The following is a 22,344-nucleotide window of genomic DNA, read 5'->3' as shown; positions in this document are numbered from 1 at the left end:
TCTATCGCAATTTTAAAGTCATTAGACCTAAAACTACTAATATAATTGTAATAATCCAAAAACGGATCACAACTTGCGTTTCTTTCCAGCCCTGCTTTTCATAGTGATGATGCAGCGGCGCCATTAAGAACACACGTTTATTACGCATACGCAAGGAGCCGATTTGTAAGAATACAGATACTGCCTCCATTACAAATACACCACCCATAATTGCAAATACGATTTCTTGACGAACCATAACTGCAATTGTTCCAAGCATTGCACCTAAAGCTAAAGCACCGACATCACCCATAAATACTTGAGCAGGATGCGCGTTATACCAAAGGAATGCTAAACCGGCACCAATCATGGCAGAACAGATTACTACTAGTTCAGATGTATATTTCACATATGGAATATGTAAATAGTTAGCGAAACGGATGTCACCAGATAAGTAAGCAAATACGCCTAAGCCCGTAGCTACCATGACAACTGGCATGATTGCCAAGCCATCTAAACCATCTGTTAAGTTAACAGCGTTAGAAGCACCATTAATCACTAGATAGGTAAATACAATAAATGCCAAACCTAAAGGAACAATTGAGAGTGGAATTGAAAGATTCTTAAAGAATGGAATCAATAAATCCAGCATGTTTGCGGTATGTTCTGCATTGGACTGTTGAGTTGCGATTAAATATAACGCAATACCAGCACCCAGTGATGCAACAGAAGTCCAGAAAAACTTCTTACGTGCAGGCAAACCCGCATTGTCTTTATAGCGAATTTTAATCCAGTCATCTGCCCAGCCTACAGCACCGAATACAACCATTACACCAAGCACAATCCAGACATAAGGGTTAGATAAATCAGCCCATAGCAAAGTACTAATACCAATTGAAAGCAGAATTAAAATTCCGCCCATCGTTGGTGTACCCATTTTTTTAGCATGATTTTCAGGAGCAAACGAACTTACTGCCTGACCGTATTTTAACGCTTGTAATTTACGAATCATGATCGGCCCAAGGACCAGACCAATGGTCAGTGAAGTTAATACACTGAGTAAAGAACGTAATGTTAAATAACGAACGACCTGAAACGAGCTGTGATAGCCCGCAAGTTGTTCAAACAACCATAACAGCATTTAAAGTTTCTCCATCAAATCAGCCATCAACGTTTCCATATGAGTAAAGCGAGAACCTTTAAACAGGAAACTCATGGACTGGGGTTGATGTGTTTGGATTAGATTGATTAAAAATGGAAGCGCCTCAGCTTGTGTCTGAAATGCTTTCACTTTATTAGAATGAGAGTCTGCACCCTCGAGAGCAGCTGGAGCAAACTGTCCAACTGCAATAATATGATCTAAAGGAAGTTCAGCAAGATCACGACCTAAATCATGATGCTCTTGCCAACTGCTATCACCTAACTCACCAATATCCCCCATGACCATTACTTTTACGCCTTGTTGCTGCAACAACACTTGTGCGGCAGCGCGCATAGAAGTCGGATTGGCATTGTAGGTATCATCAATAAATAAGTAAGGTGACTTTTGAATAAAGTTAAGACGACCTTTGGCTCCCTGAGCTAGCTCTAAACCTTGGACAATATCTTCTAGTCCAATACCAATTGCTAAAGCAAAAGCTACAGCTGCGGTCGCATTTTGAACATTATGCTCACCCGCAAAAGGAAGCTTAACTGCACTGCTACCTTGTGGTGTATGAAGGATAAAATTCGTTGATTGAGGCAGTAACTCCACATCTGTTGCATAGATATCGCCTCCTACACCAAATGTAGAAATACGATGAACTTTCGCAGCATCAAGAATCTCGGCAGTGAAGTCATCTTGTTGCGGCACGATTGCAACGCCATTTGGTAAAATATGACGATAAATTTCCGATTTTGCGCGGCAAATACCTTCACGACCACCAAACTCGCCTAAATGAGCTGTACCAATATTTAATATGCCCGCAACATGAGGCTGAACGAGTTTTGATGTGTAATCAATCTCGCCTTGATGGCTTGCACCCAACTCCATTACCGCATATTGATGTTCTTTGCGAAGCTCTAGCAACATCATTGGTACACCAAGGTCATTATTTAAATTGCCTCGGGTGATTAGTGTCGGTGCTAAGCGCGACAATATACTTCCCAGCATTTCTTTGGTCGTCGTTTTACCACTACTTCCCGTTAAGGCAATCACCTTTAATTGTGAGTTTTGCTCACGGCGATAAGCGCCGAGTTGCCCTAAAGCCAATCGGGTATCGGCAACAACGAGTTGCGCAATATCTACATCTAGCGGACGTTCAACAATAGCTATTTGACAACCATTTGCAGCAACTTGCACAACGAAATCATGCGCATCGAAACGCTCACCTTTTAGTGCTAAAAAGGCATCCCCAGTTTCCGCATGACGCGAGTCCGTCAAAATACGTTTAATTTCAGTTTGAGGGATCTGGTCTTTATGCCAGTAGCCCTGTGTTGCCTGTTGTAATTGTTGAGCTGTCCACGGTTCCAAAGGCACGGTACTGGTGGTTGAAGTATGCATAATTCGTCCTATTGTGCAGGGTAAGCAGCGTCTACAGTGTGATGTTGTGCATCAATCGCAGAACGCACTTCAACAACATCATCAAACCAGTGACGTACGCCATTAATTTCTTGATAATTTTCATGTCCTTTACCGGCAATCACAACAATATCACCAGCCTGAGCCTGCTGTGCAACAAATTTAATTGCTTCACGGCGGTCATGAATTTCATGCATACGGTGCCCTGAAAAGTCGATTCCTTGCTTCATGTCAGCAAAAATTTGTTCAGGGTTTTCTGTTCTTGGGTTATCCGAAGTCAAAATAACTGGATTTGCGCCATCTAAAGCTGCTTGAGTCATTAATGGGCGCTTACCGCGATCACGATCACCGCCACACCCAAATACAGCCCAAAGTTGATTAGAAACATGACGTTTTAATGTTTTAAGCACTTGAATTAATGCATCTGGTGTATGCGCATAATCAACAACAAATAAACGCTCACCATCACGAATAACTTGCATTCGACCTGGAGCACCAATCAGCTCAGGAACGAAAGCTACTAGCGCTTTTAAATCAAAACCTGCTTGCTCAGTAGCAATAAGAGCTGCAACCAAGTTTTCGACATTAAAATGCCCTAACAATGGACTTTGCACAGCAAAAGAACCTTGCGGGCTCACTAAATTAAATGTCGCCCCTGCTAAACTGTAACTCAGGTCAGTAATATAATAATCAGCAGTATTTTGAGTAAGTGAATACGTTAAAATTTTTGGTTGAGCAGGATTTTGCTTTGCTGCATTGATCATGAGAGCAGCATGCTCATCATCTAAATTAATAACGGCTACTTTTAAAGAGCTAAAACGGAATAAAAGAGCCTTCGCTTCTGCATAAGCCTCTAAAGTGCCGTGGTAATCCAGATGGTCACGACTCAAATTGCTATAAACAGCAATCTCAATCGCACAACCATTTAAACGACCTTGTTCCAAACCATGTGAGCTTGCCTCTAAAGAAGCAAAAGTCGCCCCTTGTTTTGCATAATCATGCAATGCATTTTGCAGTTGTAAAGCATCAAGCGTAGTGTGAGTTGATGGTGTTAAGTCTGGCAAAATACCATTGCCTGTAGTACCCATCACAGCACAGCGCTGTTGTTGTGAACTAATTAATTCAGCCACTAGACGCGAAATTGTGGTTTTACCATTTGTACCAGTCACTGCAATAATACGCACTGGTACTGCGGGATCTATACGCTGTAAATAACGTTCTTGCCACTCACCCATACGTTGACGCACATCAGAACACACCCACTCATTTGCTACGCCCAACTCAGTCTCGCTAATAATGGCAAGAGCACCATTAGCTAAAGCTGACTCAGCAAAAGTGCGTGTTTTTTCAGGTTGGCTATAACTGGTCAAAGCGATAAAGATCTGGCCTGACGCAACCTTACGGCTGTCTAAACTAAAGCCTTGAAAAGGCTGTTTAGACCACTGTGCATCGATCTCGACGGGATTAATTTCTTGGAAAGAAACAGACATAGCTTACCTGCGAATAGGATTTTCTGGAGTATCAAGGGGCTTATCAAGCGGCACATTCATTAAGCGCAATGATTCTTGCATAATTCGTGCGAAAACAGGGGCCGCAACCAAACCACCGTAATAACGGCCTTGTGGATTTTCAACAACTACAATAACCGCTAAACGAGGATCACTAATCGGAGCTACACCTGCAAATAAAGCACGGTATTCATTATTTGAATAACCTTTACGGTCTGCACGAAGTTTATGAGCCGTACCTGTTTTACCACCAACGCGATAACCTGGAATATTAGCTTGCTTTGCAGTACCGCCCGGCATCGTCACCTGCTCAAGCATAAGCAAAACCTGATCAGCAATTTTTGGAGCAAGAACTTGCTCACCTTTAGGAGCTTGGTCGAGTTTATGCAAACTTAGAGGCATTTTTACCCCATGGTTTGCAAGCATTGCATAGCCTTGCGCCAACTGAAGAATAGTTGCATTTAGACCATAACCATAAGCCATGGTACCAATTTGGGAAGAGTTTAATTTGCTTACAGGAAGTACTAAACCAGAGCTTTCACCGGGGAACTTCACAGCAGAACGTTTACCAAAGCCAGCACGGTTAAAGAAGCTTGGTAACGTTTCTTTAGGAAGTGACAATGCAATTTTTGCCGAACCTACGTTTGATGACTTAATAATTACGCCACTTACAGTCAAAGCACCATAGTTATGCGTATCACGAATGGTATGCCAGCCTAAACGCATTGAACCTGGTGAAGTGTTGACAATCGTATTTGGCGTATATTGTCCAGTTTCGAGTGCAGCAGAAACTGTAAAAGGCTTCATGGTAGAACCCGGTTCGAACATATCAATCGCACCGCGGTTACGCATGGCATCTTTATTAGATAACCCATTTTTATCATTCGGGTTATAAGATGGCCAACTGGTCATAGCCAGAATTTCGCCTGTTTTCACATCTACAGCAATTGCTGTCGCCGAACGGGCGTTATTTGCAACACCAGCAGCAGTCAACTCACGGTACATAATGTATTGCAAACGAGAGTCGATACTTAAAGTGATGTTTTCGCCTGGCTCACCTTCACGAATAACCTCAGAAACTTTTAAGCGGTTACCACGTTTATCACGAATAATTTTTTGTTCGCCATCTACCCCAGACAGTTGTTTATTCAACTGCATTTCCAAGCCTTCAATCCCTTGGCCCTCACTATTGGTTAAACCAATAATCTGAGCATTTGGCTGCGGTTGAGGATAATAACGTTTATATGTTTTTTCAGCATAAACGCCTTGGAAGTTACCCTTTGTAATGAGATCGGCCTGTTGTGGCGGCACTTCTTTTTTCAAAACCAAATAACGAGAACGTGGACGTGCATTCATCTGTTTTTTTAGATCTGCACGATCTAAACCAACCACATCCGCCAACTCATCAAGGTTTAGATTTTTATCTGGTAATTGTCGTTTTAACTTACGATTATTTGGATCTTTTTTTAATTCCGCTGTAATTTCGTCATATAAATGCTTGGTATCAAAGTAATCACGTGGATCAATGACAATTTTCATAATAGGCGTACTAATGGCCAAAGGCACACCATGACGGTCGCTAATAACCCCACGCATTGCCTCAATACGTTCCGTACGCAAAATATTGGCATTGGCCTTGTTTTGTAAAAAGTCTTTATTAATCACTTGCACATAAAATGCACGTGCAATTAATACAACAAAACAGAGCAGTACTGTTGCCCAGAGCAGATAAAACCGCCACATATCGAAGGCAAGAGTTGGTTTTTCCGAAATAGACTGCTGTTTTTTCCGTGTTTGCTTTATTCGCTTATCTACCATACAGCAAGGCCTTACTTATTTTGCTCTGAGGTCATCGGTAAAGAAATTACCACCGTTTCTGCAGCAGGTGGCGAAAACATGCGTAGTTGAGTTACAGCACGCGTACCAATCTGTGCTGTTGCACCGAAGGTTTGTTGCTCAATAAGCAAACGCCCCCATTCAGCATTGAGATCATCACGTTCACGCATATAAGAGCTAAGCTCTCTATAATCATGACGATATTCAAATACTTGAAATACCACCATCATGGCACTGATAAAAACAAGCGCCACTAATACGGTGTATGCCACAACTTTTTTCACCACTTTATTTTCGGTGGTTTCAATTTCATCACTGCTTTTCATTACGCGCCTTTTTGTTCCAAGCGTTCAGCAACCCGAAGCCATGCACTACGTGAACGTGGGTTCGCTTTTACTTCTTCTTCACTCGCACGAACCCGTGAAATTTTCTTTAACCTTCTTGTATCTACCTGTTGCTGAGGCATTCCCCAGCCAATATCTTCTGCCAAAGTCGATTCTTTTTGAATAAATTGTTTGATTAAACGATCTTCAAGAGAATGAAAGCTAATCACAGACAAACGCCCTTTTGGTTTTAGTAAGTCTACAGCTTGTGGTAAAAATACTTCAATATCATCTAGTTCTTTATTAATAGCAATACGAATTGCCTGAAAAGTGCGTGTCGCTGGATGCTTATGTTTTTCCCACTTTGGATGAGCTGTTTTAACAAGTTCTGCCAATTGGGCTGTTGTATCTAGTTTTCCAGCTTGTTTAATCGCTTTTGCAATACGTCGACTATAACGTTCTTCGCCATATTGATAAATAATATTTGCTAATTGTTCTTCTTCAATTTCAAGTAACCACTCAGCTGCGGTTAATCCCTTAGAATTATCCATTCGCATGTCTAAAGGACCATCCTGCATAAAACTGAAACCACGTTCAGCTTGGTCGAGTTGAGGAGATGACACCCCTAAGTCAGCCATAATGCCATCAACACTCATCACACCAATTTCCTGCATTTTTTCTTTAATATCAGCAAAACTGGCATGAATAATGGTAAATCTCGGGTCTTCTTGCGCCAAAGCAGCTGCAACTTCCAAAGCTTGAGGGTCTTTATCAAATGCATATACTCGTGCATTTTCATCAAGTTTCGAGAGCAATAAACGTGTATGCCCACCTCGTCCGAAGGTTGCATCGATATACACCCCTGTTGTGCGATCTGCCAATAAGCTCTCAACGGTCTCAAAAAGTAAGACAGAAATATGCGACATAGGTGTTAAATCATTGCGTAAAAATGTAACTGCACATTATCACCTTGTTTATGACCAACGCCAAACGGCTTTTTGTAGGAAAATATTAATTTTTCATAGATAAAACCGTTTTGTTAGCATTTTTTAAGCAAAAAAAGAAAGCAAGCTTACTTTTTTAAGTTTGCTTGCTTTCTTTATGAATATTTAACTTCTAAGTTTTCTTTTTGGACTATTGTTTTTAGATCATTTTATTTACTGCTTGCCATCATAAATTTGATCAAAAATAGCACCGTTTGCAAAGTGAGTTTTCTGAGCTTTAGCCCAACCACCGAAAACATCATTAATGGTAAATAATTTAATTTTTGGGAATTGCGCTGCATATTTCACAGCCACTTGAGCATTACGCGGGCGGAAATAATGTTTAGCAGCCAATTCTTGACCTAAAGGTGAATATAAAAAGTTCAGATAACCTTTTGCCAAGGTTCGGTTTCCATCTTTATCTACGGTTTTATCTACAATCGCGACAGATGGTTCTGCCAAAATTGAAATTGATGGATAAACAATTTGATATTTATCCTTATCAGGTCCTTTCGTCGCCAACAAAGCTTCATTTTCCCAAGACAACAAAACATCACCAATGCCACGTTCAGCAAATGTCGTAAGTGAACCACGAGCTCCAGAATCTAGAACTTTCACATTGTGATAAAGCTTTTTCACCAACTCCCGAGCTTTAGCATCATTTCCACCTGGCTGTTTTAAAGCATATCCCCATGCAGAGAGATAAATCCAACGCGGTGCTCCACCTGTTTTAGGGTTAGGGGTGATAATTTCCACACCTGGTTTTGTTAAATCATTCCAGTCGCGTATATTTTTCGGGTTACCTTTTCGTACTAGAAACACGACAGTTGAAGTATACGGGGCAGAATTATTTGGAAATTCTTTTTGCCAGTTCGGCTGAATAAATCCAGCTTTCACAATCTCATCAATATCATTCGCTAATGCTAACGTTACGACATCAGCTTCAAGTCCTGTGGCTACAGCACGGGCTTGTTTGCCAGATCCACCATGTGACTGTTTAAATTCAACATCTTGCCCTGTTCGCTGTTTCCAAAATTTACCAAATGCTTGGTTATATTCTTGATAGAACTCTCGAGTCGGATCATAAGAAACATTTAAAAAAGAGGTAGCTGCTTGAGCCGCTGTTGTCGCTATTCCCACATATAAAGCGACAGCTATTATTGATATTTTTTTCATTTACAAAATCCATCATTCGTTTTAGTTTAACTATATTTTTAATTTTATTTTTTACAATCAATTACTTATATTTATATCTTTTTTATTAATCTTTTTTAGATATATAGCTTAGAATGTCTTAATTATTTCATTTTTGAAAAATTTTGTAATTATTCTTACAACTTATTTAGGACCTTCACTTTATCTACACATTAATTTGTTAAATAATGAAGCGTAAAGGATACATATGGTCTACATTTGAGTCGACTAGTTTAAAATATAGGTAAATTTTGTAAAAAGTGTGACACAGTTCCACTTTTTTATTAATATTTATGTTTAAATCGTAGCATTACCGTAATTTTACATTTTGTTAAACTCAAAAAATAGATGAAATGTAATGAACAGAGGGGATGATTAACAATGAAAATTCATTATGGAAAAGCTTTAAGCTTAAGTTTGGTGCTGAGTTTGGCATCACAGTTTTCTGCAGCAGCAGTACTTAAAGATACTCCAAGCAAAACTGGTTCAGAGAAACAGACTTCGCTTATTGAAAAAGCTTTAGATCAGCAGAAACGTAACCCTATTGTGTTACCTTCTACAAATGATGAGCTTAAAGTTCTAAATACGATTCGCGTTACACCAACTCAAAATTTTCTTGCTGCACAACACGAACGTTTTTCACGTTTTGTTCAGGCAATCTTTCAGCCCCATGCTTCTTAAAACCTGAAACACCCCCTCTTCGTTTCAGTTTTAGCCCAGCCTGACGTTAAATAAAACGTCAGAATATTGGGCTTTTTCGTTATAATAGTTTCAATTTTTATTCTGACCCATTATCTATGAAAGTTCGTACTCGTATTGCACCTTCCCCTACCGGTTTTCCTCATGTTGGCACAGCCTACATTGCTTTATTTAATATGTGTTTTGCGAAACACCATGGCGGAGAATTTATTTTAAGGATTGAAGATACAGACCAACTTCGTTCTACACCAGAGTCTGAAAAAATGATTTTGGATTCATTACGTTGGTTAGGTTTGAATTGGTCTGAAGGTCCAGATGTAGGTGGCCCACATGCACCATATCGCCAATCTGAACGTATGGGAATTTATAAGCAATACGCATTAGAACTTGTTGAAAAAGGTCATGCTTTTTACTGTTTCGCAACCGCAGAAGAACTTGACCAAATGCGTGCTGAACAACAAGCACGTGGCGAGACACCAAAATATGACGGCCGCGGTTTAAAACTTTCTCAAGAAGAAGTGACTCGACGTCTTGAAGCGGGTGAACCTCATGTCATTCGTATGAAAGTGCCTGAAGAAGGTGTTTGTAAATTTAACGACTTGCTACGTGGAGAAGTTGAAATTCCTTGGGCTCAAGTCGATATGCAAGTCCTTCTTAAAACAGATGGTTTACCAACTTACCATTTAGCTAACGTTGTTGATGACCATTTAATGGAAATCACTCATGTATTGCGTGGTGAAGAATGGCTTCCTTCTGCACCAAAGCATCAGTTGCTTTACCAATATTTTGGTTGGGAAATGCCAACTCTTTGCCACATGCCACTGTTACGCAACCCAGATAAATCAAAACTATCTAAACGTAAAAATCCGACATCAATTAACTACTACCGCGATATCGGTGTATTACCAGAAGCCTTACTCAACTATTTAGGCCGTATGGGTTGGTCAATGCCAGATGAAAGAGAAGTTTTCACATTACAAGACATGATGGATAACTTTGACATTCAACGTGTATCACTAGGCGGACCAATTTTTGACGTTGAAAAATTGAACTGGTTAAATGGTCAATGGATCAAAGGTTTAACACCTGGCCAATTATTAGACCGTTTATTAACATGGAAGAGTGATCGCAACACTTTAGAAGACATTGCTGCCGCTATTCAACCACGTATTAATTTACTTTCAGAAGCTGTGAATTGGGCTGGTTTCTATTTTAACCATATGCCACAAATTACTGCTGAAATGTTTGAAAGTAAAAAATTGACTCAAGAGCAAGTTCGTCAAAGTTTACAATTTGCAATTTGGCGTCTTGAAGGTCAGTTTACTTGGAATAATGACACCGTTAGCCAAACCCTAATGGATCTTGCGAATCAGATGGGCATTAAACTACGTGATTTCATGCCAGCGTTCTTTATCGCAATTGCCGGTTCAACGAGTTCAACACCAGTGATGCAATCAATGGTTACGCTTGGGCCTGATTTAACTTTCGCTCGCTTACGTCATGCCTTAGAAATTGTGGGCGGACCGAGCAAGAAAGAAGTTAAAAATTGGGAAAAACTCAATGAGAGCTTAAAATTGCCGAAAAATGACGCAACTAGCGAAGTTTAATTCATTTTTTTGTTGACGTGTGAGCGCATTCACCCTAAGATTGCGCTCACACAAACTGGGGTCATAGCTCAGTTGGTAGAGCGCTACAATGGCATTGTAGAGGTCAGCGGTTCGATCCCGCTTGACTCCACCACGCTCCTTTGTGTTTGCCTCATCAAGTCCCTATCGTCTAGAGGCCTAGGACATCGCCCTTTCACGGCGGTAACCGGGGTTCGAATCCCCGTAGGGACGCCATATTCTGCTTTAAAAATTATAAAAAGACTCTATCGTCACCTTACTGTTTATTCTTTATCTCTTTCTAGATTGCACATTTGTCTATTTTATCTAAAATAGCGTCTTTCTTAATTCTCTCAATGTGTAATATGCAGCCATCTGACAATCAACTAGATGCTCATCAGCATCAGAACAGTACTGCACCTTTAAAAAGAGCCATGAGCACTCGCCATCTTGTGATGTTATCACTGGGCGGAGCGATCGGAACTGGTCTATTTTTAGGTTCAGGGGAAGTCATTTCACAAACTGGAGCTATTGGCGCAATTATTGCCTATATTCTTGGTGGCGCGATCGCTTACATGGTCATGCTCTGCCTAGGAGAACTCGCTGTACACATGCCTGTTTCAGGTTCTTTTGGTGCCTATGCCAAAAAATATATCAGTCCAAGTACTGGCTATATGATTTCTTGGATGTACTGGCTCACATGGACTGCAACGCTTGGAACCGAATTCACTGCCGCAGCCCTACTCATGCAAGAATGGTTTCCACAGATTTCCATGTGGATTTGGACAATTATTTTTGCAGTTACTATCTTTGGCTTAAATATTAGTTCAACGCGTATTTTTGCTGAATCTGAGTTTTGGCTGGCTCTTGTTAAAGTCGTTACTGTCATTGCCTTTATTGTGCTCGGCCTATTAGCAATTTTTGGTTTAATTCCATTCCATGGTGCCCAAACTGCTCCACTATTTAGCAATCTTACGGCTCAAGGCTGGTTCCCTCATGGTTTAATTCCTATTTTTACGACCATGTTAATTGTTAACTTTGCTTTCTCAGGAACCGAATTAATTGGGGTAGCAGCTGGCGAAACAAAAGATCCGGCTCAAAATGTACCAAAAGCGATTAATGCCGCGATCTGGCGCCTCCTAATTTTCTTTGTGGGTACCATCATTGTTATTAGCGCTTTACTTCCTTTCCAACTTGCGGGTTTAGGTGGTGACGGTGTAAGTAGCAGTCCTTTTGTGACGGTATTTAATTATATTGGTATTCCATATGCGGATGACATTATTAGGTTTGTAATCATCACAGCTCTGCTTTCAGCAGCCAATTCTGGCCTATATGCAGCTTCACGTATGATGTGGTCTCTGTCAGAACAAAAATTACTACCTAGTGTGTTTGCGACTTTATCAAAAAGTGGAACGCCAATCGTAGCTCTAGTTGTAACTATGTTCGGTGCAATTCCAGGTTTATTATCAGAGCAATTTGCACCTGAGACTATTTTTAAGAATCTGCTGGGTGTAGCTGCTTTTACCATGGTCATCGTATGGATGAGCATTTGTTTAAGTCAGTTCAATTTCCGCCGCCAATGGTATAGATCAGGTCATACAGTTAAAGACTTAGAATATGCTGCACCTTTATTCCCTATTGTGCCAATTTTAGGTTTTGTTTTCTGTTTCATTACTTGCTTAAGTATGGCAGCAGACCCTGAAATGCGCGCTGGTTTTGTAGGCTGTCTTATTTTTACAGCTTTATGTTATGTCAGTTATTTTATTTTTTATCGTAATAAAGATTAAACCAGTCGTTATTCAATTAAAGTGTAGCAAAAAGCTACACTTTTTTTTGTCTATATACTGGTTTTAAATAACATACCGTTGTAGATTAAAATTTATATTAAAAACAAAATCTTGTATAGAATGAAAATTATATTTATCCATGGGATGAATCAACAAAACTACACAGCACATCGCTTGAAAGAGCATTGGTTAAAAGTGTTTAAGCTCGGCCTAAAACAAATGCCTTGCAGAGTTAATATTCGTGATCTCCATATTCACATGCCATTTTATGGCGACTTAATGACCAAATACCAATTAAGTAACCAATTAGACCTTAACACGTTATTACCTAAATCATTTTTTAATAATTATTTCCCTATTAACGTACACCCAAGTAATCCTCCGACTAGAGAGCACACTCCATTTGTTCCGTTGTTACGTCCCTCAACCGATCAAGCTGATAAAAGCTTCTCAGAACGGCTTTATCTCACTTCTCAATTAGTTAAAGATCGTGTACTGAAAGAACTAGTTGTTTTATTAAATAACTTTCCTAAACTGCATGAAAGTTTGATTCAACAATTCCTCATCGAAACCTATATGTATCTATCTAATCCAGAGTTTATGGAGGAAGTACATCAAAGAATTTTAAAGAAAATGCGAGAAGAAGAAGATTATGTTGTGGTTGGACACTCTCTCGGTTCAGTTATTGCTTTTCAATTATTATCTGATCCCTCTTATCACTTTTCGGTTAAACGCTTTGTCACCTTAGCTTCTCCTTTATCTTTTCGCGTGATTCAAAGTAAGCTCCCGAGTCCAATTTCTAGACCGCCATGTATTTACGGTGATTGGTTTAATTTTTACTCTCAGGATGATTTTTTGACTGCATTTCCATTGTGTGAAGCCCCATTTAATTTTGAACCTGCCATTATTAATCAGAAAATTTATACTTTCGCCAACCAACCTCATGAGATTTTAGGGTATCTACAACATCCGTCGGTCATAAAGGCAATTATTGAGCCTTTTCAGAAAAATGAGGGCTAAATGTATATATTTTCTACAATTTGAGTTATTTTTAATCGCTTGACTGTTTTTTTTAATATTTCTTCAGAAAACTATTTGACACTTTTATTAAATCGACCTAATATACGCCCACCTCTGAAACGTCCCTATCGTCTAGAGGCCTAGGACATCGCCCTTTCACGGCGGTAACCGGGGTTCGAATCCCCGTAGGGACGCCAATATTTTTCAGATGTATGCCTCATATAAGTCCCTATCGTCTAGAGGCCTAGGACATCGCCCTTTCACGGCGGTAACCGGGGTTCGAATCCCCGTAGGGACGCCAAATTCTAAAAAGCCACTGCATAACGTCAGTGGCTTTTTTCTTGCTTAAAAAAATAAAAAGCCAATCAATGATTAGCTTTTCATATGCTCTCTCAACCCGCAATTCCTACTTGTACTTCAAGGCGACCTGACTGCACTCGTAGTCCTCTAATTTCAAACTGATCGACTAACTGCTGTACAAGCTCGCGACTTTCTCTCAAAATATTCAAGCCCGGTAAAATACTAAAATCAGTCAAACTTAAAAGCTTTTCAACCATCCATGAACGGTTGTTAATAAAGTCAATAAATCCCGCTTGCTCTAGGTCAATAAACCACATGCGGTGACCATCGCGTTGGATTCCGGGAATATCGCCAATCAAGTGATTAATGAGTGATGGAATAGGCAACATATTTACGACTTCGAAACCAACTCGACCAATACGGCGCACAGCCCAATTTGACAAGGTGCCGCCATGTCGAATCTGAACATCAAGGCTTTCATCCATTTGACGTAGGCGTAAGAATTTTTCCTGCCCAATACGGCATTCCAATACTTTAAAATCTAAACTCAAACGATACATGAAGCGATGATAATGCCCATCGATCTCGACTTGGAAACTGTCATTGCCGCATTTAATTTTAATATCATCAATTTCGGAGCGATCAATGCGCTTACGAATTTGATTATTTAATAACATTTCGGGTAAGTACAACGTTAAGGTACTTTTGCCCAAAAAAGTTCGCGCCATAATCAACGCGACTTGGCGTGCTGTTTCACTGGTTTCAGACACCATATCTCTTACCGTGCCTGCTGCCAGATTTGTCATTCCGACAACTCCACGTCGTGTATGAGTAGTTACTTGATCGAGCGCGTCCAAAGCAGCATCAGCAACCTCTGCAATATTACGTGTCGTGTCGCTAGCAAACCCAACTGCATCTTGGGCATGTTGCAATGTCTTATGCAGTAATCGACGAGATAATGACGGTTTAGCGGTATCTGGGGTAGCTAAAACCGATGCTGTCGTTGTAGGCTGCGACTTATTGTCATCTTGTTGACCCAAGTCCCTCTCTCCTTTTTATATTTATCCCACATCCTATTCGAGTATTTAAGCTCATTTATTGTGCTAATCACACTTCATTTTTCTGTAGATTAGCATGCTCTACAATATTATTTTAATTTTTATGTGTACGGATAAATCATCTGTTTTTTATATTTCTTTGTTTATTCATAAGTAATTTTTCTGCTAACTCAACGCATTTCATCGATATCTCACAAATTTTTTTCTTTCTGCACATTTCCGTTAGAATAGATTCAAACTAAATGTGGAGTTCTCATGCAATATCGTTGCCCTAAATGTCAAAGTGTTAAAATTATGCCTGTGAGCCAAGGCGTGAACAGCGCAAAACCTGTCGTTCCTAAAAGTCTGGTTATCTTGATTCCTGCAATTTTTGTGCTTTTACTGTTAGTAGTCATTAGCATCTTTATGTGGATTTTTGGCAATGGTGCAGGTAGTTCTCTTCAAATCGCAACAGTAGTTGCATTTGTGGTTACTGTAGGGGCAGGTTTTATGTTCTGGCGTGATTTGCCTGATTTTAAACTGTCTATGCAAGCATTTATGCAGTCACAAAAACACTGGAAATGCCGTGACTGCAATAACGAATGGGAAATTTAAAAAAACTGTTCACATCAGCTTAATGCTGATGTGAATGTGTATTGTCTGCATCATCATGTTTGTGCGAAGCATGCTGAGCAATATGCTGACAATTGATCTCGGCATCGTCCTCAATTTGCAATGTCACTTCACCAATACCATGTTCATGAGAAAGCATTTCAACAGCATCTTGATAGAGCTTGGTACGATCAGCTTCAGGAGCAAATAAGTGCACGGTTAAATGGATATTTTTAGAAGTAATCGCCCACACTTTGAGTTGGTGAATACTCTCAACACCATTTAAAGAAAGTAAATCTGCACGTAGCTTCTCAATATCAACCTCTTCGGGTACACCTTCGAGCAAAATGTTAATACTTTGCTTAAGTAAAACCCATGTTCTTGGCAGCACCCAAAATCCAATCAGTACCGCAATAAGCGTGTCAATCCAGTACCAATTAGTGAAGTAAATAATAATTGCACCAATAATAACGCCTACCGAACCTAGTGCATCACTCAATACTTCTAGATAAGCACCTTTCACATTTAGGCTGTTATTGGCACTCGACATCAGGATTTTCATTGAGATGAGGTTAATCACTAAACCAATAGTCGCTACAACCAACATTCCCACACTTTGAATTTCGGGTGGCTTAGAGAAACGAATATAGGCTTCATATAAAATATAAATTGCCACAACGAACAGCATGAGTGCATTAAATAAAGCGGCCAGAATTTCAAAGCGCTGATAACCAAAAGTACGTTTATTATCAGCAGGGCGTTTTGAAATCTGAATTGCGACCAGAGCAATTGCCAAAGCAGCTGCATCTGTAAACATATGCGCAGCGTCAGAGAGCAATGCCAGACTTTGTGTGATTAAACCTGCAATAACCTCAACAATTAAAAATGTCGTAGTAAGCGCCAAGGCAATCGTTAATTTCTTGGCATTACCTTCAGTCACTACAGCATGACTATGGTCATGACCATGTTGTCCACCCATTTTGCGGACTCCTTATTATTTATCTTTATGGTGAGGTAAAAGTAACCATGAATTCATGTTTACCTTTACCTATTTCAAATACTTTTCTGACTCAAACTTTTTCATCAAAAAAGATATCTCAAATCGATGACATTATGAATGCTCAACTTTATTCGTCTTGCTTTCATTCATCCATCGATAAATGACTGGCAATAAAACCAGCGTTAGTATCGTAGATGAAATAATGCCACCGATTACTACCGTTGCCAAAGGTCGTTGTACCTCTGCACCAGTTCCAGTTGCCAAAGCCATTGGAATAAAACCGAGGGAAGCAACGAATGCCGTCATTAATACAGGGCGTAATCGCAGTACAGCACCTTTCCAAGTTGCAGCATGAACATCTAGAGTTGCTCTTAGCTCTTTAATGAATGTGAGCATGACCAAACCATTCAATACCGCAACACCTGATAGAGCGATAAACCCGACTCCAGCAGACATAGAAAGCGGAATATCTCTCAGCCATAAAGCCACTAATCCACCAGATAAAGCGAAAGGAACCCCGCTAAATACAAGTAAACTATCTTTAAAGTTACTAAATACCGCCATCAGCAATACAAAGATCATGATGAGCGCCATCGGTACAACGATTTGCATTCTTGCAGTGGCAGAAGCAAGGTTTTCAAATTGTCCTCCATAACCCAACCAATAACCGCTAGATAGCTTTTGCTGCGCCAGTTTGCTTTGCATCTCTTGTACAAAAGATCCAAGGTCACGATCACGCACATTTGCTGTCACAATCACTCGGCGCTTACCATTTTCACGGCTCACTTGAGCAAGGCCCAGAATATTTTCAACCTTGGCAACGTCTTGTAACTGGATCAGACCACCGTTTGGTAAGCGAATCGGTAATTGTGCTAGCTGCTGAGGCGTACGCATGTCTTCCTGCAAACGAATCACAAAATCGAAACGTCTATCACCCTGTAAAATTTGACCTACACTCTGTCCTCCAATACTCGCAGCGACAATATCCTGAATAGACTTGACTGATAATCCATATTGAGCAGCCAGAGCATGATCAACATCTACATTCAGTAATGGTAAACCATCAGTCTGTTCAACTTTGACTTCACTGGCACCTGGAATGCTACGTAGCTGTTGGGCTATTTTTTCCGCTTCCTGATTGAGGACCTGCATATCATCCCCAAAAACTTTCACCCCGATATCACTACGTACACCTGAAATGAGTTCATTAAAACGTAGTTCAATCGGTTGCGAGAATTCACTGTTATTACCAGGAATCTGATTCACGAATTGCAGCATTCTGGTACGCAATTCATCTATCGTTTCTTTAGGGTTTGGCCATTGATCGTGTGGTTTTAATAGAACAATACCATCGGAAATATTAGGAGGCATGACATCGGTAGCAACCTCGGCTGTTCCTGTTCTTGCAAAAATGGCTTTAATTTCGGGAAAAGCTTTCAGTAACTGCTTTTCCACATTCTCCTGAATCTTAAGTGACTCTTCTATGCCTGTGCTCGGTGCACGCATGAGTTGTAGTGCAAAATCACCCTCACTGAGTTGAGGTGCGAACTCACTCCCCACTCTTGTTGCAATAGCACTTGTCAAAATTAAGATGCTGACCGCTGCTGTGACAACAACATATCGAAAGGCATATGCTTTATCGAGTAAGCCTGCATAACCTTTTTTCAGCGTCATCATCCAGCGGCTTTCTTTTTCCTTCACTTCACCCGTAACAAACAGAGCTACTGCTGCCGGAACAAAGGTCACAGATAAAATAATTGCTCCCAATAATGCTAGGACAACGGTCATTGCCATAGGATGAAACATCTTTGCTTCAACGCCTGCTAAAGCAAAAATTGGTAGGTACACGACCATAATGATGATCTGACCAAATATCAATGGTCGGCGTGCTTGTTTAGCCGCTAGAAAGACCTCAGTGAAACGTTCGGAACGTGTTAATAAGCGACCTTTTAAATGCTGCGCTTCAGCTAAACGCCGAATACAGTTTTCAACAATAACAACGGCCCCATCAACAATGATCCCGAAGTCCAAAGCGCCCAGACTCATCAGGTTGGCACTGATTTTTTGTTCCGCCATACCTGTTAAGGTAAAAAGCATTGCCAATGGGATAATACAAGCAGTGATTAAAGCGGCGCGAAAGTTTCCTAAAAAAATAAAAAGAATAACGATGACTAAAATCGCCCCTTCAATCAAATTTTTAGCTACTGTTTTAATCGCTTTATCTACGAGGCTACTACGATCATAGACTGTTTCAATCACCACGCCCTGAGGGAGTGATCTTTGAATTTCCTGAACTTTATCGTCAATCGCCTTAGCAATAGTTTTACTGTTTTCACCCATCATCATCATGGCGATACCTAAAACAGTTTCCTGTCCATTATAGGTAGCCCCACCCGTACGCAAGTCATGACCAATCGATACTGACGCTACATCGGCAACCCGTATAGGTAAACCGTTTTTCGTGGCGACCGTAACATTCTGAATGTCTTGTATCGACGTCAGCATACCCGGAACACGAACTGTGAGTTGCTGGCCATTCTCTTCAATAAATCCGGCACCGCGGTTTTCATTGTTATTTTGAAGCGCATCTTGTAAATCGGTGAGAGGAATCTGCAACTGTTGTAACCGCGTTAGATCTGGAGAGACCACATAGGTTTTGTTATATCCACCAATGCTATTAACCTCGGCTACCCCTTGTACACGTTGTAACTGGGGCCGAATAATCCAGTCTTGAATTTCACGCAGGTCCATCGCGCTATAAGCTGAACCATCTGCTTTTTTAGCATTTGGCTCTGCTTTTACCACCCATTGATAAATCTCACCGAGTCCAGTCGAAATTGGAGACATTTGCGGATCAATGCTATCTGGTAAAGCACTCTTAGCTTCTTGTAAACGTTGGTTAATCAGCTGTCTTGCCCAGTAAATGTCAGTACCATCTTTAAAGATAATCGTGACCTGAGAAAGACCATATCTGGAAATTGAACGAGTCTGCTCCAGATTTGGAATACCAGACATGGCATTTTCAATCGGATAAGTAATCCTTTGCTCAACTTCTGGTGCTGTAAAACCATTGGCCTGACTATTGATTTGTACCTGTACATTGGTGATATCAGGCACAGCATCAATTGAAAGTTTTTGATAGCTATAAATTCCGACACCAATCCAAGCAATAACAAACATCATGACCCAAATGGCGTTGTTAATTGAAAACTGAATAATTCGATCAAACAAACCTTCAGCCTTTGGCAAATCAGGTTTATTAATGTCCATGCTCGGCCTCCCCTTTTTCAAGTTCGGACTTGAGCAAGAAACTACCTTGAGTCACATATTGCTGTTTTTCGGTAATTCCGGATTTAACCTCTACCCATTGTGCATCTGAAGAATAATTGCCTAACTCAACGGCAACAGGAGCAAAATGAATTTTATCTTTCTCCTGTTTTGCAATAAAGACGACATTCTTTCCATCAATCTGTTGTATCGCTGTCTTGTTAACCCGTAATACAGTCGCTGCATTATTTTGTTTCAGTAACACATTGACCATTAGGTTAGGGCGTAATTCTTTTGAAGGTGTCAGTACCTTGGCACGAACCTGTAAACGACCAGTTTGAGTATCTGCTTCTGAAGTTAGGCTTTGTACCTGCGCTTTGAAAATATTGTTCGTTTGCAACGATTTAAATTCAATTTCCTGATTAGGCTGAATATTAGTATTTGCACTTGGTAGCACAAATTCGACCCATAACTGATCTAGGCGATCAATAACAAATAATTGTTTTTCAGGACCAATTTGCTCACCAATGACAATATCTTTATTACTGATTACACCACTTAAAGGTGCAGTTAAAACATATCGGCCTTTACTTGAGCGATTCGCTCCCAAAGCAGATAAACGGCTATTTGCGGCCTGCACCTGAATCTGTGCCTGACGATATGCATTGTAAGCGCGCTGGTAATCTTGACGTGCTGAAACACCCTGTTCCCACAATTGTTTTTCACGTTGATAATCTTGCTGCGCTAATGTCAGTGCTTCTTGTGCCATGCTTAAGTTAGCTTGTTGATCAACCAAATCCGGCACAAATAAAGTCGCAAGTGCCTGACCCTTTTCAACTTGCTGTCCCAGTGCAACATTTACGCTGTCTACTCGTGCAGAAAACGTAGAAGAGACATGTGCTTGCTGGTCTGTATTTACAACAAGTTTGGCAGGATAAGAGAGGCTCTGTTCAACTTCTCCACGTCCTACTTGCTCTAACTTCACTCCATATTCAACCAGTTGCTTAGAAGTGAGGTTTAAACTTCCTTCCTCTTTTTCAGATTCCTCATGACCAGCTTCACCCTCTGCATGCTCTTCTTCACCTTCATCAGTATTAGGCTGCTTTTTTCCAGAGAAAAATAACCAAGCACTTAAAACAAGGCAGACGATCAGCAATAAAAGAGCAATAAGCCATTGGTTTTTCATTTTTTTAACTGACATTACTCTGCCCCTCCAACTGTCGGCAACTTATAGGTGTCTTGCCATAAATTTTGATTAATTTGATTTAATGCATCTCCAGACATCACCATATTTGGATCGATCCCGAGAGCTAAACTTTCTGCCTCAATTGCTTTTTGCCAAGCAGATTTAAGGAGTTGAACTTTTTTCAAGCGTTGTTCTTGTAATTGAAGGGTAGATTGCTGAACATCGGTAATTGCAAATTTACCGACTTTAAAGCCAAGCAACATTTTCTCTTGTACCGTCTCTGATAAAGGGATTTGCTGCTCATTCATTAAATTATATTGCTGCTTTAAACCCGCTAACTCGTACTGTAGAGTACGAATAGAATTCTCACTTTGCTTTTTATAAAAGCTTTGCTGCTGGTCAATTAAATCGAGTTTGCTTTGAGCAACTTTTAGTGCATATTGCTGGCGATTAAAAATGTTTAAAGGAACTGCTATACCTACTCGGATCTGATTTTCGGTACTGCTCGTTTCTGAGGTTTTACTACGAACCACGCCCATATTTACAGTAGGCGTAGGCCGATTTTTTGCCTTTAAATAATTAATTTCAGAATTTTGTTGTATTGCTTGAAGCCGCAGGGACTGTTCTAACAAATTCTGTTTTAGATATTGATCGATATCACCTTCATTTTTTAAAGGCCACACACTTTTTATATCTGGACGTAACGTGAAGTTATCTTCTGTCTCACCCCATAAGTTAGCCAATTTTCTTTTAGCACTACTCAGTGATAATTCAACTTCCTGATATAAACGCTGATTTTCAACATGCGTCATGAGAGTTCGATCTAAATCAACCTGAGCAATACTGCCTGCCTGAAAGCGTAAGCGGGTAGCATCAAGAAGATTTTTACTCGTTCTTAATTGGGCTTTAGCAACTTCATGTTCAAGCTCTAAAATAGATACTTGTGACCATAAATATTTTACCGCTAGCTTCAGTTGAGCCTCATATAAAACTTGATTTAACTCAACTTGATTTTGCTGAACACTTGCCAGTTTTTTTGCTGCAGAACGTACACCAAAAATATCTAGCTTTTGCGAGATCCCAAGTTCTAATTCCTGATCTTTTCCAGATTTAAAACCCGTTTGCTGTACAGAAACCGTCGGATTTTCCCATAGCTGGCTCTGTTTGATATTGCTCTCGGCGATATCTTGTTGAGTTTGCCAAATTCCTGTTTGAGTCTGAAACTGCTTAACCTGATCGAGCACCTGTTCAAACGTTAAAACATTCTGTACCTGCTGCGATTGAGTATTCTCAGCAAGATTCTGATTTGAACTAGCAGCAGTTGTTACAACGCTAGTTGAAAGCGCAACTGCAACAACTAATGATTTAAGTACACAAGACGTACTCAGACTAACGAAACTTTTTTCGTATAAAAAAATAGACATAAAATAACCCTATGAAATAAATAAT

17 protein-coding genes and 4 tRNA genes are annotated in these 22,344 nt (G+C 40.2%); 9 read left to right on the top strand and 12 right to left on the bottom strand.

Annotated features, from left to right (window positions below; genetic code table 11):
- Position 1: 1 nt before the first annotated feature.
- The 7 genes from mraY to AAC388_RS01430 form a co-directional block, all read right to left on the bottom strand.
- Complete coding sequence (gene mraY / locus AAC388_RS01460) at positions 2–1,120, bottom strand: phospho-N-acetylmuramoyl-pentapeptide-transferase (RefSeq protein ID WP_002116751.1); 1,119 nt, start codon at positions 1,118–1,120, stop codon at positions 2–4.
- Positions 1,121–2,521, bottom strand: a complete 1,401-nt coding sequence (gene murF, locus AAC388_RS01455; protein ID WP_342371110.1) for a UDP-N-acetylmuramoyl-tripeptide--D-alanyl-D-alanine ligase — start codon at positions 2,519–2,521, stop codon at positions 1,121–1,123. It lies immediately after the preceding gene.
- An 8-nt stretch (positions 2,522–2,529) separates the two neighbouring features.
- Positions 2,530–4,029 carry a UDP-N-acetylmuramoyl-L-alanyl-D-glutamate--2,6-diaminopimelate ligase gene (locus AAC388_RS01450; protein WP_342371109.1) on the bottom strand — a complete coding sequence of 500 codons (1,500 nt, stop codon included), beginning with the start codon at positions 4,027–4,029 and terminating at the stop codon, positions 2,530–2,532.
- 3 nt (positions 4,030–4,032) lie between these two features.
- Complete coding sequence (gene ftsI, locus AAC388_RS01445; protein WP_017400506.1) at positions 4,033–5,865, bottom strand: penicillin-binding protein PBP3; 1,833 nt, start codon at positions 5,863–5,865, stop codon at positions 4,033–4,035.
- Between the two features lie 11 nt (positions 5,866–5,876).
- On the bottom strand, positions 5,877–6,209 hold the full coding sequence (gene ftsL / locus AAC388_RS01440) for a cell division protein FtsL (protein ID WP_002116847.1): 333 nt from the start codon (positions 6,207–6,209) through the stop codon (positions 5,877–5,879).
- Positions 6,209–7,132, bottom strand: coding sequence for a 16S rRNA (cytosine(1402)-N(4))-methyltransferase RsmH (gene rsmH / locus AAC388_RS01435; RefSeq protein WP_002116998.1), 924 nt, complete (start codon positions 7,130–7,132; stop codon positions 6,209–6,211). The genes ftsL and rsmH overlap by 1 nt, the downstream gene beginning before the upstream one ends.
- Positions 7,133–7,363: 231 nt before the next feature.
- Positions 7,364–8,365 (bottom strand): sulfate ABC transporter substrate-binding protein, encoded by a 1,002-nt coding sequence (locus AAC388_RS01430; protein ID WP_276123978.1) that lies wholly within the window; start codon positions 8,363–8,365, stop codon positions 7,364–7,366.
- Between the two features lie 399 nt (positions 8,366–8,764).
- On the opposite strand from AAC388_RS01430, the gene AAC388_RS01425 reads away from it, so the two are divergent.
- The 8 genes from AAC388_RS01425 to AAC388_RS01390 all read left to right on the top strand — a co-directional run bounded on the left by AAC388_RS01425 (position 8,765) and on the right by AAC388_RS01390 (position 13,794).
- Positions 8,765–9,064 (top strand): hypothetical protein, encoded by a 300-nt coding sequence (locus AAC388_RS01425; protein ID WP_002116889.1) that lies wholly within the window; start codon positions 8,765–8,767, stop codon positions 9,062–9,064.
- A gap of 116 nt (positions 9,065–9,180) precedes the next feature.
- The gene (gltX, locus tag AAC388_RS01420; RefSeq protein WP_068929775.1) at positions 9,181–10,689 is read left to right on the top strand and encodes a glutamate--tRNA ligase; all 1,509 of its coding nucleotides are present in this window, start codon (positions 9,181–9,183) and stop codon (positions 10,687–10,689) included.
- A gap of 57 nt (positions 10,690–10,746) precedes the next feature.
- Positions 10,747–10,822: transfer RNA gene (locus AAC388_RS01415), tRNA-Ala, on the top strand.
- Between the two features lie 25 nt (positions 10,823–10,847).
- Positions 10,848–10,923, top strand: a tRNA-Glu gene (locus tag AAC388_RS01410).
- 128 nt (positions 10,924–11,051) lie between these two features.
- The gene (locus tag AAC388_RS01405; RefSeq protein WP_206218637.1) at positions 11,052–12,473 is read left to right on the top strand and encodes an amino acid permease; all 1,422 of its coding nucleotides are present in this window, start codon (positions 11,052–11,054) and stop codon (positions 12,471–12,473) included.
- 120 nt (positions 12,474–12,593) lie between these two features.
- Positions 12,594–13,493: an alpha/beta hydrolase gene (locus tag AAC388_RS01400; protein ID WP_262462055.1), complete on the top strand. Its 900-nt coding sequence runs from the start codon at positions 12,594–12,596 to the stop codon at positions 13,491–13,493.
- A 121-nt stretch (positions 13,494–13,614) separates the two neighbouring features.
- Positions 13,615–13,690 (top strand) — tRNA-Glu (locus AAC388_RS01395).
- 28 nt (positions 13,691–13,718) lie between these two features.
- Positions 13,719–13,794 (top strand) — tRNA-Glu (locus tag AAC388_RS01390).
- A gap of 91 nt (positions 13,795–13,885) precedes the next feature.
- Here the strand turns inward: AAC388_RS01390 and AAC388_RS01385 are convergent.
- Complete coding sequence (locus tag AAC388_RS01385; protein WP_002116860.1) at positions 13,886–14,833, bottom strand: hypothetical protein; 948 nt, start codon at positions 14,831–14,833, stop codon at positions 13,886–13,888.
- Positions 14,834–15,106: 273 nt separating this feature from the next.
- On the opposite strand from AAC388_RS01385, the gene AAC388_RS01380 reads away from it, so the two are divergent.
- Positions 15,107–15,445 (top strand): hypothetical protein, encoded by a 339-nt coding sequence (locus AAC388_RS01380; RefSeq protein WP_002117013.1) that lies wholly within the window; start codon positions 15,107–15,109, stop codon positions 15,443–15,445.
- 19 nt (positions 15,446–15,464) lie between these two features.
- On the opposite strand, the gene AAC388_RS01375 is transcribed toward AAC388_RS01380, so the two are convergent.
- The 4 genes from AAC388_RS01375 to AAC388_RS01360 form a co-directional block, all read right to left on the bottom strand.
- Entirely contained in the window at positions 15,465–16,421 is a 957-nt protein-coding gene (locus AAC388_RS01375; RefSeq protein ID WP_044099726.1) for a cation diffusion facilitator family transporter, read from the bottom strand.
- Positions 16,422–16,553: 132 nt separating this feature from the next.
- Complete coding sequence (locus AAC388_RS01370) at positions 16,554–19,712, bottom strand: CusA/CzcA family heavy metal efflux RND transporter (protein WP_342371108.1); 3,159 nt, start codon at positions 19,710–19,712, stop codon at positions 16,554–16,556.
- Positions 19,702–20,910, bottom strand: coding sequence for an efflux RND transporter periplasmic adaptor subunit (locus AAC388_RS01365; RefSeq protein WP_304594780.1), 1,209 nt, complete (start codon positions 20,908–20,910; stop codon positions 19,702–19,704). The genes AAC388_RS01370 and AAC388_RS01365 overlap by 11 nt, the downstream gene beginning before the upstream one ends.
- Entirely contained in the window at positions 20,910–22,319 is a 1,410-nt protein-coding gene (locus AAC388_RS01360) for a TolC family protein (protein WP_304594781.1), read from the bottom strand. The genes AAC388_RS01365 and AAC388_RS01360 overlap by 1 nt, the downstream gene beginning before the upstream one ends.
- Positions 22,320–22,344: the final 25 nt, after the last annotated feature.

Origin of the sequence: Acinetobacter sp. D009, from assembly GCF_038562025.1 — a bacterium.
Taxonomy (GTDB): Bacteria; Pseudomonadota; Gammaproteobacteria; order Pseudomonadales; family Moraxellaceae; genus Acinetobacter; species Acinetobacter pittii.
This window is presented reverse-complemented; position numbering and strand designations above follow the sequence as displayed.

Coding starts and splice junctions, on each gene's coding strand:
- AAC388_RS01450 (WP_342371109.1), bottom strand. CDS start 4,029: ATGTCTGTTTCTTTCCAAGAAATTAATCCCGTCGAGATCGATGCACAG.
- AAC388_RS01425 (WP_002116889.1), top strand. CDS start 8,765: ATGAAAATTCATTATGGAAAAGCTTTAAGCTTAAGTTTGGTGCTGAGT.
- ftsI (WP_017400506.1), bottom strand. CDS start 5,865: ATGGTAGATAAGCGAATAAAGCAAACACGGAAAAAACAGCAGTCTATT.
- AAC388_RS01365 (WP_304594780.1), bottom strand. CDS start 20,910: ATGTCAGTTAAAAAAATGAAAAACCAATGGCTTATTGCTCTTTTATTG.
- ftsL (WP_002116847.1), bottom strand. CDS start 6,209: ATGAAAAGCAGTGATGAAATTGAAACCACCGAAAATAAAGTGGTGAAA.
- murF (WP_342371110.1), bottom strand. CDS start 2,521: ATGCATACTTCAACCACCAGTACCGTGCCTTTGGAACCGTGGACAGCT.
- AAC388_RS01430 (WP_276123978.1), bottom strand. CDS start 8,365: ATGAAAAAAATATCAATAATAGCTGTCGCTTTATATGTGGGAATAGCG.
- AAC388_RS01375 (WP_044099726.1), bottom strand. CDS start 16,421: ATGGGTGGACAACATGGTCATGACCATAGTCATGCTGTAGTGACTGAA.
- AAC388_RS01360 (WP_304594781.1), bottom strand. CDS start 22,319: ATGTCTATTTTTTTATACGAAAAAAGTTTCGTTAGTCTGAGTACGTCT.
- AAC388_RS01405 (WP_206218637.1), top strand. CDS start 11,052: ATGCAGCCATCTGACAATCAACTAGATGCTCATCAGCATCAGAACAGT.
- AAC388_RS01370 (WP_342371108.1), bottom strand. CDS start 19,712: ATGGACATTAATAAACCTGATTTGCCAAAGGCTGAAGGTTTGTTTGAT.
- gltX (WP_068929775.1), top strand. CDS start 9,181: ATGAAAGTTCGTACTCGTATTGCACCTTCCCCTACCGGTTTTCCTCAT.
- mraY (WP_002116751.1), bottom strand. CDS start 1,120: ATGCTGTTATGGTTGTTTGAACAACTTGCGGGCTATCACAGCTCGTTT.
- rsmH (WP_002116998.1), bottom strand. CDS start 7,132: ATGTCGCATATTTCTGTCTTACTTTTTGAGACCGTTGAGAGCTTATTG.
- AAC388_RS01380 (WP_002117013.1), top strand. CDS start 15,107: ATGCAATATCGTTGCCCTAAATGTCAAAGTGTTAAAATTATGCCTGTG.
- AAC388_RS01400 (WP_262462055.1), top strand. CDS start 12,594: ATGAAAATTATATTTATCCATGGGATGAATCAACAAAACTACACAGCA.